This window comes from Candidatus Competibacter phosphatis, assembly GCF_012939995.1.
In the GTDB taxonomy this organism is placed as follows: Bacteria; Pseudomonadota; Gammaproteobacteria; order Competibacterales; family Competibacteraceae; genus Competibacter; species Competibacter phosphatis.
In genome coordinates, this window is the sequence record NZ_SPMZ01000023.1 from 98,547 (window position 1) to 112,065 (window position 13,519).

A 13,519-nucleotide genomic window follows, 5' to 3' on the forward strand; every position below is an offset into this window, starting at 1 on the left:
GACATCAAGCTCCCACGGCCAGATCGGCGGATTCGTCGCGGCGCGCGGCACGCGCCTTGGCTTGCATGTCCTGCAAGGCTCGGCGGTAATCCAGGGGCATCACCTTGACGAATTTCGGCAAGGCCTCGCGCCAGTGTTCCAAGATGCGGTGCGCGGGTTCGCTGCCGGTATGCAGATGGTGACGGGCGAGCAGAATCCGCAGCCGGTGAGCGTCATGGCGCAGCATGTCTTCCGGCAACGCGGCTTCGGCCAAGCCGCGCCAGTCGTCGCGCAACACCCGGACGTTGAGCGTTTCCTCGATGTCGTTCAACGGCCCCAACTCGACCATGGCCAGATTGGCGCGGCGGACGAAATCACCGGATTCATCGAACACGTAGGCGAGACCGCCACTCATGCCGGCGGCGAAGTTGCGGCCGGTGGAACCGAGCACCACCACCACGCCGCCGGTCATGTACTCGCACCCATGATCGCCGACACCCTCAACCACCGTCAGCGCGCCGGAATTGCGCACTGCGAAGCGTTCGCCCGCCATGCCCCGGAAATAGCACTCGCCAGCGACGGCGCCATACAACACGGTATTGCCGACGATGATGTTGTCCTCGGCCCGCAAGGTGCTTTCGGCGGGCGGATAGATGGCGATATGTCCACCGCAAATCCCCTTGCCGACATAGTCGTTCGCTTCGCCTGCCAGTTCGAGGGTGACGCCGCGTGCCAGGAAGGCGCCGAAACTTTGGCCGGCGGTGCCCTTGAGGTGAATGTGGATGGTGTCGTCCGGTAGCCCTCGATGGCCATGACGCTGAGCCACCTGACCCGACAGCATGGCGCCGACCGTGCGGTCGGTGTTGCGTACCGACAGATCCATGCGCACCGGTTGCCGTTCCTCCAGAGCCGGCCGCGCCTGGGCAATCAACTGACGATCCAGCACGCTGTCCAAGCCATGATCCTGTGCCTCGCAGTGGTAGACCGCCACGCCCGGAGGCGCTGGCGGGGTGGCCAGCAAACGGCTGAAATCCAGTCCGCGCGCCTTCCAGTGATGGATGGCCCGCCGCATGTCGAGCCGGTCGGAACGACCGATCATTTCGTTGAAGGTGCGGAAACCGAGCTGGGCCATCAGTTCGCGTACTTCCTCGATCAGGAAGGTGAACAGGTTGATGACATGAGCTGGTTGGCCGGGAAAGCGCTTGCGCAATTCCGGGTCCTGGGTGGCGACGCCCACCGGGCAGGTGTTGAGATGACACTTGCGCATCATCACGCAACCGGCGGCGATCAGGGCGACGGTGCCAAAGCCGAATTCGTCGGCGCCCAGCAGCGCGCCGATCACGATATCGCGCCCGGTGCGCAAGCCGCCATCGACCTGTACCGCGATACGCCCGCGCAAATGGTTGCGCACCAGAGTCTGATGAGTCTCGGCCAAGCCGATTTCCCAAGGCGAACCGGCGTTCTGGGTCGAGGTCAGCGGACTGGCGCCGGTGCCGCCGTCCTCGCCGGAAATGGTGACGTGATCGGCATGGGCCTTGGCCACGCCCGCCGCCACCGTGCCGACGCCGATTTCGGAGACCAGCTTGACGCTGATGGCGGCCTGGGGATTGACGCTCTTGAGATCGAAGATCAGTTGCGCCAGATCTTCGATGGAATAGATGTCATGGTGCGGCGGCGGCGAGATCAGGCCGACGCCCGAGGTGGAGTGGCGAACCCGAGCAATCCAGTCGTTGACCTTATGACCGGGCAGCTGGCCGCCCTCGCCAGGCTTGGCGCCCTGGGCCATCTTGATCTGGATGGCGTCGGCGTTGACCAGATATTCGGTGGTGACGCCGAAGCGGCCGGAGGCCACCTGTTTGATCGCCGAGCGACTGGAATCGCCGTTGGCCAGCGGCTGATAGCGTTCGGGGTCCTCGCCGCCCTCGCCGGTGTTGGATTTGGCGCCGAGCCGGTTCATGGCGATCGCCAGGGTGGTGTGCGCTTCCCAGGAAATCGAACCGAAGGACATCGCGCCGGTGGCCATGCGCTTGGCGATCTCGCTGGCCGGTTCCACTTCATCGAGCGACAGGGGTTGATTGGCGAAGCGGAATTCGAACAGGCCACGCAGGTTGCGCAGATGATCGCTTTGATCGTTGATGACCCGGCTGTACTGTTTGAACTGTTCGTAACTTTCGGAGCGAACCGCATGCTGGAGCAGGGAGATGGTTTCCGGGGTCCAGGCGTGTTGTTCGCCGCGAATCCGATAGGCCAACTCGCCGCCCACATCCAAGGCGTTGCGGTAGAGCAGGGCATCGCCAAAAGCCAACCGGTGCCGGCGCACCGCCTCATGCGCGACCTCGTGCAAGCCCACGCCTTCGATGACGCCCTGGGTACCGGTGAAGAAGCGGTGCACGAACTCGTCGGCCAGCCCCACGGCTTCGAAGATCTGGGCGCCGCAGTAGGATTGATAGGTGGAAATGCCCATCTTGGACATCACCTTGAGGATGCCCTTGGAAATGGCCTTGGTATAGTGCTCGTGCGCCTCGGCTTCCGATATCGGCTGGGGCAGACGAGAAACGGTGGCGGACAGCGTGTCGAAGGCCAGATAGGGGTTGATGGCCTCGGCGCCGTAGCCGGCCAGCAGACAGAAGTCGTGCACCCGCTTGGCCTCGCCGGTTTCCACCACCAGACCGACCTCGGTGCGCAGACCGGTACGGATCAGATGGTGATGCACGGCGGCGGTGGCGAGCAGGGCGGGAATGGCGATGTGATCGGCGTCCAGCTTGCGGTCGGAGAGAATCAGAATGTTGTAGCCGCGACGCACCACGTCGGCCGCCTCGCGGCAGAGATCCCCCAAGGCCCTCGCCATGCCGTCGGCACCGCGCTCGACCGGATAGCAGATGCTTAGGGTTTGGGTGCGGAAGGCTCGATCGACGTGATATTCGATGCGGCGGATCCGCTCCAGATCGGTATTGCCGAGAATTGGGCGCTTGACCTCCAGTCGTTTGTGGGTGCCGCCGCTGGTCAGGTCGAGCAGGTTGGGCCGGGGACCGACCAAGGAGACCAGCGACATCACCAGTTCTTCGCGGATCGGATCGATCGGCGGGTTGGTCACCTGCGCGAACTTCTGTTTGAAATAGTCGGACAGCAGCTTGGGTCGGTCGGACAGTACGGCGGGCGGAATGTCGCGACCCATGGAGCCGATCGGATCTTCGCCGTTGACGGCCATCGGAATCAGGAAAGCCCGCAAGTCTTCCTGGGTATAACCGAAAGCCTGCTGGCGGCACAGCAAGGTTTGGGGATCGGGGGCCATCGGTCCGATTTCGGCCGGCAGGTCCTTGAGCCGGATCTGGGTGGCGTCCAGCCAAGCCTGATAGGGGTGCTTGGACGCCAGTTGGGCCTTGATCTCATCGTCGTCGATGATGCGACCTTGCTCAAGATCGATCAGCAGCATCTTGCCCGGTTGCAAGCGCCATTTCTTGACGATCTTTTCCTCGGGGACCGGTAGCACGCCCATTTCCGAAGCCATGATGACCTGGTCGTCGTTGGTCACCAGATAACGGGCAGGACGCAGGCCGTTGCGATCCAGGGTGGCGCCGATCTGGCGGCCATTGGTGAAGGCGATGGCCGCCGGTCCGTCCCACGGCTCCATCAAGGCGGCGTGATATTCGTAAAACGCGCGGCGTTGCGGGTCCATCAGCGGATTGTCGGCCCAGGCTTCCGGCACCATCAGCATCATGGCGTGCGGCAGCGAATAGCCGCCGGACAGCAGCAGTTCCAGGGCGTTGTCGAAGGTGGCGGAGTCGGAGGCGCCATCGCCGATCAGCGGCCACAGCTTTTCCAGATCAACGCCGAGCAGGTCCGACCTCATGCTGTGGCGACGGGCCAGCATCCAGTTGATGTTGCCGCGCAGGGTGTTGATCTCGCCGTTGTGGCAGAGGTAGCGGAACGGTTGGGCCAGCGCCCAAGACGGGAAGGTATTGGTGGAGAAGCGCTGATGAACCAGGGCCAGCGCCGACTCCACGCGCGGGTCGCGCAATTCCGGGTAGTAAATGCTCAGATTGCGGGCCAGGATCATGCCCTTATAGATGATGGTCCGCGACGACAGCGAGGCGATATAGAATTGCTGGCGACCCAATAATTCCTGATTCCAAATGGCGTTGTGGGCCTGTTTGCGAATGACGAACAACTTCCGCTCGACCGCATCGCCAGCCGGGCAATCCGGGGCGCGCTGGACAAACACCTGGCGGATGACCGGTTCGGTGGGACGCACGCTGTGACCCAGACAGGAGTTGTCTACCGGTACGTTCCGCCAGCCCAGCAGTTGGAAATTTTCGGCGGCAAGCGCGCGGCGCAGCGCGGCTTCGCTCTGGGCACGGGCGTTGGTATCTCTGGGAAAAAACACCATGCCGACTGCGTAATCGCCGGGCGCGGGCAACTCGAAACCCAGCGAGGCGCATTCGGCGCGCAGAAAATTATCCGGGATTTGTAAAAGGATACCCGCGCCGTCGCCGGACAGTGGGTCGGCACCCACCGCGCCGCGATGGCTTAGGTTGGCGAGAATTTCCAGACCCTGGCTGATCGGCTGGTGGCTCTTACGGTTTTTGATATCGACGACGAAACCAATACCGCAGGAGTCGTGTTCGTTACGCGGGTCGTAGAGACCCTGGTGGGTGGAGATTTGGTCAAAATGACGCATTAGGCATTCCTCGATCACGGTCGGAGGGTGGCGTCCCCGCGGATAAAGTCCACGCGCCGAGCGCGGATAAGCACGCCAGCCGGCAAATTTTGCAGCGGCGGACATAGTATGATTGGATTTTTGGTCGCGCAACTGCTATGCCGGATGCGGTGTTTCCGATGCGCCCAAATTCGGGTTTATTCCTTAAGTCGGTGTTGTTCCATTGCCTCATGCCATTCCTTTTCCTCGGCGTGCAGGTAAAGACCGGTGGTGTCGAGCCGGGCGTGGCGGGCGTTGCGCTGCAAGTGGCGGAGTTCGATGCCGGCATCGGCTTGATGGGTGATGCTGGTATGACGGAACCAGTGGGTGGATGCCCGCCGCAGTTTTTCGGCTTGATGGGGATCGTCGGTCTCCAAGCGAGCCGCCGCCCGCGCCACCAAGTCCTTGACGATGCGGTAGATCATGTTGTCGCCGATGCCAGCGGTGCCTTTTAAATTCAATACGAGCGGGGTCGGCTCGGCGGGGGCGGGCAATGGCGGCAGACCATGGAAACGACGGTATTCGCTCAGCGCCTCCAGCATGTCCTGATTGACGGGTACCTGGGCTTCCTTGCGGCCTTTGCCGATGACGCGCCACCACCAGCGGTCACGAATCCGGGTAAAACTGCCCATGGTATGGCCGGCAACCTCGCTGACCCGAGGACCCAGTAGGTAGAGCAAGGCAACCAAATACTGGGCTCGGGCGTGGTGTTGGCGGTCGCGCTCGCTGTCGCGAGGCAAGTCCGCGACGGCGGCCAGCAGGGCTTGCCACTGATCGTGTTCGAGGAACCGTTCCACTTGGCGCAAAGGTTGAAGGCCGCGAGTGCGACGCCGGGCCAGCGCCAGCGGGTTGCCGGCCAGGTAGCCGGCCTTAACCAAGTAGCTGAATAGGGAATTGACAATCAACATCGCCAGCTTGCGGCTGGCGGGACTCAATGGCCCCAGAAACGGCCGCCAGCGAGGGCTGAAGCGCGGCGCCTTGATGCCGCACCAGCGCTCGCGTGGCTGTGGATCGGCGAGGAAAAGCTCGTACTGAAGGCAGTCCTCGCGGGTGAGGCTAGACAACGGCTTGCCACGCTCCAGCAAGGCCCATAACAGCAGGCGTTCGGCCTCCTTGCGATAATTGCGCAAAGTTTGCGGCGAATCGTGAAACTCGGCTAGCCACGCCTGGATCGCCTCAAGATCGTTGCTGGCGGCCAACTGACAAACGACATCCGGCCCGGCCCGGTTGCCGCCTGCGCGTCCGTCGAAAGCCTCCGGTACGCGCAGGCGTTCCAGGGGCAGAGGAGGGGCGTCGGGCACGGTGCTTCCATCGTCTTGGACGAGAGAAGCCAATGATGAAGAAGGCAGGTCGTTCATGTCCGGGCACGCTCGAAGTGAAGGCATGATGTCAAGGAACCTTACGATGCGTGACTTTATCAGATCGGTCTTGAAGCGGCTCAGCTATCGTCATATCTTTTTGATTAAAATATGAAATATACGCCATGATACCACCATGCACGTCACTTTGAAGCAATTGCGCGTGTTCGTAAGCATTACCCAGGCGGGGACTCTGACCGCAGCCGCCGAGCGTCTGAATCTGACCAAACCGGCGATCAGCATGGCCTTGCGCGAATTGGAAAGCCACTTGGGGCATCCGCTCTTCGATCGTTTTCGCAATCGCCTGCTGCTGAATGCGTACGGCGAGCAATTGCTACCGTGGGCCGATGAACTGCTGACTCGCGCAGCCATGTTGCCGCGCGCGCTGGACGAGTCACTGACCGGCGGCACGTTGACGATCGGTGCGAGTCGTACCGTCGGTACCTATTTGCTGCCAGCGTTGATCGCGGCGTTCCGCAAGGAGACCGGACATCACGATCAACGCCTGTGGATCTCTCATACCTCGGCGGTTTGCACAGCGCTGGCCCGGTTCGAACTGGATCTGGCGCTGGTGGAAGGCGAGGTCGCTCAGCAGGCATTAGAGCCGTCCCCTTGGCTGGACGATCCGCTGTGTGTATTGGCGCCGGTTAGTCATTCGCTGGTCGGGCGCGGCGTCCTGAAATTAGCGGAGTTGGAGGGAGAGGCCTGGTTGATTCGTGAACCGGGTTCCGGCAGCCGCGAACAGTTTTTCGCCCTGATCGGTTCACGGTTACGCTATTGCCCGGTGTCGTTGGAGTTAAACAGCACGGAGGCGTTGCTTCAAGCCGTGGCGGCGGGGCTGGGTTTGGCCTGCTTGTCCCGTCTCGCCGCCGCCGATGCGCTCGCCCACGGCCGGGTCAAGGAACTGCCTTTGGCGGTTCCTTTGAATCGCCGTTTCCATATCGTCCTGCACCGCGACAAATATCGCGGTCCGCTGCTCGAACGTTTCATTCAGCACTGCCAGTCCTTCAGCCTACCAGTGCGTTGATCGTCCGGGTGAGGCCAACGCCGCCGATCACCAACCAAGCAAATAGCAGCAACGCCAGTAGCAACGGACGAGGACCCACGCCGCGCAGTTTGCCGATGTGGCTTTCCACGCCCAGCGCCGCCATCGCCATGGTCAATACGAAGCTGTCGAAGGTGTTGATGGTAGGCACTATTCCCGCCGGAACCACCGCGAGGGAATTCACCCCGACCATGACCACGAAGAGTAGGGCAAACCATGGGATGGTGATGGCGGGACGTCCTTCTTGTCCGGGATGGTGACGTTGCAGGAATAGGCTGAGCACGATCAAGAATGGCGCCAGCATCATCACTCGGGTCAACTTGGTAATGACGGCGGCGCCGACCACGGCGCCATTCATGGCGTTACCGGCGGCGACCACTTGCGCGACCTCATGGATGGTGGCGCCGGTGTAGATACCCATCAAGCGATCCGGCCAGTGCAGCATCCCTTGCAACAGCGGATAAAGAAACATACCTAGCGTGCCGAATAGCACCACGGTCGCCACGGCCATGGCGGTTTGATGCGGTTTGCCACGAACCACCGGTTCGGTGGCCAGCACCGCCGCCGCTCCGCAGATGGAAGCGCCGACAGCCGTGAGCATTGCGGTTTCCCGGTCGATTTTCAGCCAGCGGGTACCGATCAGATAGCCGCCAACGAAGGTGCTTGTAATGACGGCAAGGTCCGTCAATAGACCCGTCAAGCCGACATCGGCGACCTGCTGAAAAGAGAGCCGAAACCCGTAAAAGATGATGCCGAGCCGCAGCAAACGATTTTGGGCGAAATGGATGCCTGGTTTCCAGGAAACCGGGATGAACTTTTGTCCCAGATTGCCCGCCGCCATGCCCAGCAGGATGGCCAGGGTCAGAGACGAAAGCTGCCAGTGTTGCATCCAGGCGGTATTGGCAAGACTGGTTGCGGCCAGTGCGATGAGCAACGGCAGAGCCAGTCCGGGCAGAACGATGTACCTCATGGTTGAACCTCGAAGCGATGAACGAAGGAGCAACCATTGTGAGAAACCCATAAATTTAATGATATTTGAATATTTGTTATTAGTAGTAAATAAAAATTGAACGTTTTCGCGTGTTTTGATAATTCATGATAATGGGAATTATCTTGAATTTTTGTCCTATGTATTGCTGTAAAATACGTATCATGTAATCATTCATAACATAAGACCCCATGGAGTTTCCCCTATGGCTCGTTCTGGAATCCGTTACGAAGAAGTCCAAGAAGCCGCCGAAACCCTGCTAGGTCGCGGCCTCAACCCCACCATTCAACGTGTACGCGAACTGCTTGGCACTGGCAGCAACACCACGATCAGCGAACACCTGAAACATTGGCAGCAACAACTGGCCGAATCGCCCAAGGCGGTTCTACCGCCCGCTGTCCCGGAAACCGTGATGACGGCCCTGGAGTCGTTTTGGAAAATCGCAATACACCAAGCCGAGGCTGCCTTCGAAGAACAACGCGCGGTGGCGGCTCAAGCCGTGGCTGCCGCTGAACAGGCGCGCGATGCCGCCGTCGCCGGCGAACGGCAAGCTCAGACCGCCGCCGATGATTTGAGTCGCCAGCTCGATGCCGTCACCTTGTCCGCGCGCCAACTCGCCGATCAATTGCTGGTGGCGCAAGAACGCCGCGCGGCGGCGGAAATCGCGATCGATGCCGCCGAACAACGCACGCAGGCCGCGATCGACGCCGGCGCGCAGATCCGAGCCGAGACCGAAGCACGGGTCGCGCAGATGGAAACCGTCTTGCAACAATTGCGGGTCGACATGAGCCACCAACAGACCCAGGCCCAACAACGCATCGACGATGAACGCCAGCGCGCCGAAGCCAACGAAACCCGATTGATGCACCTTCTCGATCAGGATCGCGCCGAACAGGCGGTTGAGCGCCAAACCTTCGCGGCCGAACGCCAGGAATGGAAAAACCGGGAAGCGGGTTGGCGCATGCAACAGGAAGCCCAACGCCGGGAAAATATCGAGATTCGCGCCGCGCTGGCCACCGCCGAGGAACGTTTGCGGGTGCGAGATACCGAACTGCGTCAGGTTCGCGTCGCGCTGGCCACCGCCGAGAACCGCTACGGTGACATGGCGCGCGCCACCGATGCCTTGCGCGGCGAGTTAAGAGCGGCGCTGGACGCGCAAAATCGCCTGCGGCAATCCTTCGAAATGAATCGACCCACACAACCCGACCCCAAGATTTTCCCTGATTCGGAGTGACCTCTCTTGGAGCGCTCCTTGTTTATCGTTGGAAATAGTTCCTAAAATCATTGTATTTTCGATGGATGTTTCATCCACCCCCGTATCGGACACAATAACGAGGTTCCTATCATCATGAATGCCGTGGTTCACGCCAAGGCCGAAAGCCGTCATCTGCTCTCGGGCAACGAAGCGGTGGCGCGCGCCGCCTGGGAGGCTGGCGTCCGTGTCGCCGCCGCCTATCCGGGCACTCCCGCCACCGAAATCCTGGAAAACATCGCGCTGTATCCCGATATCTATTCGGAATGGTCGGTGAACGAAAAAGTGGCGGTGGAAGTCGCCATCGGTGCGGCGCTGGCGGGCTCGCGTGCCTTGGCGGCCATGAAACACGTCGGCATGAACGTCGCCTCGGACGCTTTCATGACCCAGTCGCTGGCCGGCGTGGTCGGCGGTCTGGTGATCGTGGTGGCCGATGATGTCGGCCTGTCCTCGTCGCAGAACGAACAGGATTCCCGCTATTGGGGCCGCTTCGGCCACATGCCAGTGCTGGAACCGGCGGATTCCCAGGAAGCCTACGAGATGGTCAAGCAGGCTTTCGCGCTTTCCGAGCAATACGAGGTTCCGGTCATCGTCCGCATGACCACCCGTGTCTGCCACGTCAAGGCCATGGTCACGGTCGCGGGCCAACGGACCGAACACGCCGCCGCCGGCTTCCAGAAGAATCCCCAGCGCTGGGTGATGACCCCGGCCAACGCCAAGCCGCGCCTACCGGTGATGCACCAACGCGAACGACAGTTACAGGCCATGAGTGAAGCCAGCGATCTCAACTTCTCGGTCACTAGTAGTGACCGCCGGATCGGCTTCGTAACCGCCGGACCGGCCTTCATGCACGTCCGCGAAACTTTCCCTAACGCTCCCGTGCTCAAGCTCGGGTTCAGTTGCCCGCCACCGCTGGAAAAAATCCGCGCCTTCGCCGGCCAGGTCGATACCCTGGTGGTGGTCGAGGAAACCGAGCCATTGCTGGAAACCGAGATCCGCGCCGCCGGTCTGGAGGTGCGCGGCAAGGATATTCTGCCGCGTTGGGGCGAATTGGCGCCCAGCGTGTTGCGCCCGGCGATCAAGCCCTTGCTGGGCGAACCCTACCAGGTTCCAACCCGCCCGCAATCGACCGTCTTCCCGCGCCCGCCGACCATGTGCGCCTCTTGCCCGCATCTCGGCCCCTACTTTGCCCTCTCCCACATCCGTAATCTCAACATCGTCGGCGACATCGGTTGCTATACCCTTGGTGCCGGTCATCCCTGGAACGCGCTGGATACCTGCACCTGCATGGGCGCCTCGCTGAGCATGGCCCACGGCATGGACAAAGGGCGCGGCGCGTCCGACGAGAAGAAAAGCATCGTCGCGGTTATCGGCGATTCCACCTTCCTGCACATGGGCATGCAGGGTCTGCTGAACATGATCTACAACCGTGGCAACGTCACCGTGTTGCTGCTCGACAATCGTTCGGTCGGCATGACCGGCGGTCAGGAAAATCCCGGCACCGGCCAGAATCTGCACGGCTTGCCGACCCCGCGAGTCGATTTTGCCAAACTGGCCGAAGCGCTCGGCGTCCGCCCGGAGCGTATCCGCATGGTCGATCCCTACGAGTTGCCCACCATGGTCAAGCTGGTACGGGAAGAAACCAAGATGAACGAACCCTCGATCATCATCACTAACCGCCCCTGCTCGCTGACCGACCGCTTCGAGCGCTTCCGGCCCTACGAAGTCATCGACGACCAATGCACCGGTTGCGGCAATTGCATCGACCTCGGTTGCCCGGCCATCTCGGTCTCTCGCCGCGAGACCGTGACCGCCAAGAGCGGCAAAAGCAAGGAGCTGGTCTTCGCCCGCATCGATGCCAATACCTGTACCGGTTGCCACATGTGTGTCGAAACCTGTGCCCCCGAAGCGATTGTCCAGCAACCGCAAGCCAATACCATCCGGATTCATCCCCATGCTTGACGGTATCACCAACATCCTGGTGGTCGGCATCGGTGGTCAGGGCGTAATGACCGCCGCCGAAATGCTGGCCCGCACCGCCCTGAACCAAGGGTACGACGTCAAGAAAACCGAAGTGGCCGGCATGGCCCAGCGCGGCGGGGTGGTCTCCTCTCACGTTCGTTTCGGTCCCAGGATCTACTCGCCGCAGATCGATCCCGGTGAAGCCGATCTGCTGATCGGCTTCGAAGCCGCCGAAGCGTTGCGCTGGCTGCCCTATCTGCGCCCCACCGGCGTTGCCATGGTCAACACCCTGCGCCTCGCGCCGCCGGTGGTGTCGGTCGGTTTGTATGACTACCCCGCCGATCCCATCGGCGAATTGGCTCAGGCCGGCATCGAGGTTCATGCCTTCGACGCCGGCGCCATCGCGACGGAATTGGGTAATGCCAAGCTGGTGAATACCATCATGCTGGGGGCGATCAGCGACTACCTGCCCTTCTCCGCCGCAGTGCTCAGGGACTGCATTATCGAGGGCTTCCGCGCCTATAAACCCAAACTGGCGGAGATCAATGCCCAGGCGTTCGACACCGGGCGGGAGGCCGGACACGTCCAAACATCGTCATAACGCTCCTTAAACCGAGCCGATGGGTCGACCCTGACCCATCGATCGGCCCGTGCCGGATTATTCCAATAACTACCCTCGGGGAGAAATCACAATGAAAAATCAAGTGTGGAGAGCCATTCTGGTGTCGGCGTTGCTATTGGCCGGCGTCCAACCCGCCAACGCCGCCGATCCGATCAAGCTGGGTTCTTTCCTGGCGGTTACCGGTCCGGCCTCGTTTCTGGGCGATCCTGAACTCAAGACCCTGCAAATGCTGGTCGAGGACATCAATGCCAAGGGCGGGGTCAAGGGCCGCAAGATCGAATTGGTCCACTACGACACCAGTGGCAAAGCCCAGGATGCGGTCGGCTTCGTCAAGCGTCTGATCCGTAACGATCAGGTCGATGTCATCGTCGGCGGCACCACTTCCGGCGATACCTTGGCCGTCATCCCGGAAGTGGAAAAGGCGGCTATTCCCCTGGTATCGCTGGCGGGGGCGATCGAAATCGTCGAACCGGTCAAGCCATGGGTGTTCAAGACCGCGCACACCGACCGCATGGCCGCCGCCAAGATCTTCGAGGACTTGCGCAAGCGCGGCTTGACCAAGGTCGCGCTGATCGGCGGCGACGGCGGTTTCGACAAGTCCGGGCACGAGCAACTCCTCAAGCTGGCGCCCGATTACGGCATCTCGATCATTGCCGACGAATCCTACGGTAACAAAGACACCGACATGACCGCCCAATTGGCCAAGATCCGCGCCTCGGACGCCCAGGCGGTCATCAACTTCGGTTTCGGCCAGGCACCGGCCATCGTCACCAAGAACATGAAACAATTGGGTATCGATCTGCCGCTTTACCAATCCCATGGTGTCGCCTCCAAAACCTTCATCGATCTGGCCGGCGCGGCGGCCGAGGGTGTGCGCCTGCCGGCGGCGGCCCTGGTCGTCGCCGAACAATTACCCGATACCGATCCCCAAAAACCGATTTTGCTCGATTACAAAAAGCGCTTCGAGGCCAAATATGGGCCGGTTTCCACCTTCGGCGGCCATGCCTACGACGGCCTGATGATCGTTGTGGCGGCCATCGAGCGGGCCGGCGGCACCGACAAGGCCAAGGTGCGCGACGAAATCGAGAAAACCCATGGCTTTATCGGCACGGCCGGCGTGTTCAACATGACGCCCACCGATCATATGGGCTTAAGCTTGGATGCCTTTAAGATGGTGGAGATTCGCGACGGGGCTTGGAAGATCGTCGAATAAGCGCCGCCGATGCCCGAGCAACTGCTGCAGTTTCTGGCGACCGGGATCACGATCGGTTCGATTTATGCTTTGGTGGGGCTGGGATTCGCCCTGATCTACAACGCCTCCGATGTAGTGAACTTCGCCCAGGGAGAATTCGTGATGCTGGGCGCCATGGCCACCGTCGCCCTGCTGAACGCCGGCTTGCCGCTGGTGCTGGCGGGACTTGGCGCGACCCTGTTGACCGCGCTGGTCGGCCTGCTGCTGGAACGCTTTGCCATCGAACCGGCGGCGGGCGCATCGGTGGTCAGCACCATCATCGTCACCATCGGCGCGGCGATTTTTCTGCGCGGCGTCGTCCTACTGCTGTGGGGCAAGGGGTTTCACGCCCTACCCCCCTTCACCGGCGACACGCCCATCCAATT

The 13,519-nt window shown here is 61.4% G+C and carries 9 protein-coding genes; 6 read left to right on the forward strand and 3 right to left on the reverse strand.

Annotated features, from left to right (window positions below; translation table 11 throughout):
• Positions 1-4: 4 nt before the first annotated feature.
• Positions 5-4,657, reverse strand: a complete 4,653-nt coding sequence (gene gltB, locus E4P82_RS08965) for a glutamate synthase large subunit (protein WP_169248556.1) — start codon at positions 4,655-4,657, stop codon at positions 5-7.
• A 176-nt stretch (positions 4,658-4,833) separates the two neighbouring features.
• Positions 4,834-5,976: a tyrosine-type recombinase/integrase gene (locus tag E4P82_RS08970; RefSeq protein ID WP_312914491.1), complete on the reverse strand. Its 1,143-nt coding sequence runs from the start codon at positions 5,974-5,976 to the stop codon at positions 4,834-4,836.
• A 193-nt stretch (positions 5,977-6,169) separates the two neighbouring features.
• On the opposite strand from E4P82_RS08970, the gene E4P82_RS08975 reads away from it, so the two are divergent.
• Positions 6,170-7,060 (forward strand): LysR family transcriptional regulator, encoded by an 891-nt coding sequence (locus tag E4P82_RS08975; protein ID WP_169248557.1) that lies wholly within the window; start codon positions 6,170-6,172, stop codon positions 7,058-7,060.
• Here the strand turns inward: E4P82_RS08975 and E4P82_RS08980 are convergent.
• The gene (locus E4P82_RS08980) at positions 7,041-8,048 is read right to left on the reverse strand and encodes a YeiH family protein (RefSeq protein WP_169248558.1); all 1,008 of its coding nucleotides are present in this window, start codon (positions 8,046-8,048) and stop codon (positions 7,041-7,043) included. The two genes, E4P82_RS08975 and E4P82_RS08980, sit on opposite strands and share 20 nt — an antisense overlap.
• A 223-nt stretch (positions 8,049-8,271) precedes the next feature.
• Between E4P82_RS08980 and E4P82_RS08985 the strand changes: the two genes are divergently transcribed.
• From E4P82_RS08985 to E4P82_RS09005, 5 genes are all read left to right on the forward strand, one after another.
• Positions 8,272-9,300 (forward strand): DNA-binding protein, encoded by a 1,029-nt coding sequence (locus E4P82_RS08985; RefSeq protein ID WP_169248559.1) that lies wholly within the window; start codon positions 8,272-8,274, stop codon positions 9,298-9,300.
• A 114-nt stretch (positions 9,301-9,414) separates the two neighbouring features.
• A complete protein-coding gene (locus tag E4P82_RS08990) occupies positions 9,415-11,280 on the forward strand; it encodes a thiamine pyrophosphate-dependent enzyme (protein ID WP_169248560.1) in 1,866 nt (621 codons plus the stop codon).
• Complete coding sequence (locus E4P82_RS08995) at positions 11,273-11,881, forward strand: indolepyruvate oxidoreductase subunit beta (protein WP_169248561.1); 609 nt, start codon at positions 11,273-11,275, stop codon at positions 11,879-11,881. The genes E4P82_RS08990 and E4P82_RS08995 overlap by 8 nt, the downstream gene beginning before the upstream one ends.
• Positions 11,882-11,972: 91 nt before the next feature.
• Positions 11,973-13,115 carry an ABC transporter substrate-binding protein gene (locus E4P82_RS09000; RefSeq protein ID WP_169248562.1) on the forward strand — a complete coding sequence of 381 codons (1,143 nt, stop codon included), beginning with the start codon at positions 11,973-11,975 and terminating at the stop codon, positions 13,113-13,115.
• Between the two features lie 9 nt (positions 13,116-13,124).
• Positions 13,125-13,519: branched-chain amino acid ABC transporter permease (locus tag E4P82_RS09005; RefSeq protein WP_420887082.1), on the forward strand; the 395-nt coding region annotated here is incomplete at its 3' end.

Excerpts from the sequence above, each read along its gene's own strand:
- gltB (WP_169248556.1), bottom strand. The coding sequence starts at position 4,657 with ATGCGTCATTTTGACCAAATCTCCACCCACCAGGGTCTCTACGACCCG.
- E4P82_RS08975 (WP_169248557.1), top strand. The coding sequence starts at position 6,170 with ATGCACGTCACTTTGAAGCAATTGCGCGTGTTCGTAAGCATTACCCAG.
- E4P82_RS08995 (WP_169248561.1), top strand. The coding sequence starts at position 11,273 with ATGCTTGACGGTATCACCAACATCCTGGTGGTCGGCATCGGTGGTCAG.
- E4P82_RS08990 (WP_169248560.1), top strand. The coding sequence starts at position 9,415 with ATGAATGCCGTGGTTCACGCCAAGGCCGAAAGCCGTCATCTGCTCTCG.
- E4P82_RS08985 (WP_169248559.1), top strand. The coding sequence starts at position 8,272 with ATGGCTCGTTCTGGAATCCGTTACGAAGAAGTCCAAGAAGCCGCCGAA.
- E4P82_RS09000 (WP_169248562.1), top strand. The coding sequence starts at position 11,973 with ATGAAAAATCAAGTGTGGAGAGCCATTCTGGTGTCGGCGTTGCTATTG.
- E4P82_RS08980 (WP_169248558.1), bottom strand. The coding sequence starts at position 8,048 with ATGAGGTACATCGTTCTGCCCGGACTGGCTCTGCCGTTGCTCATCGCA.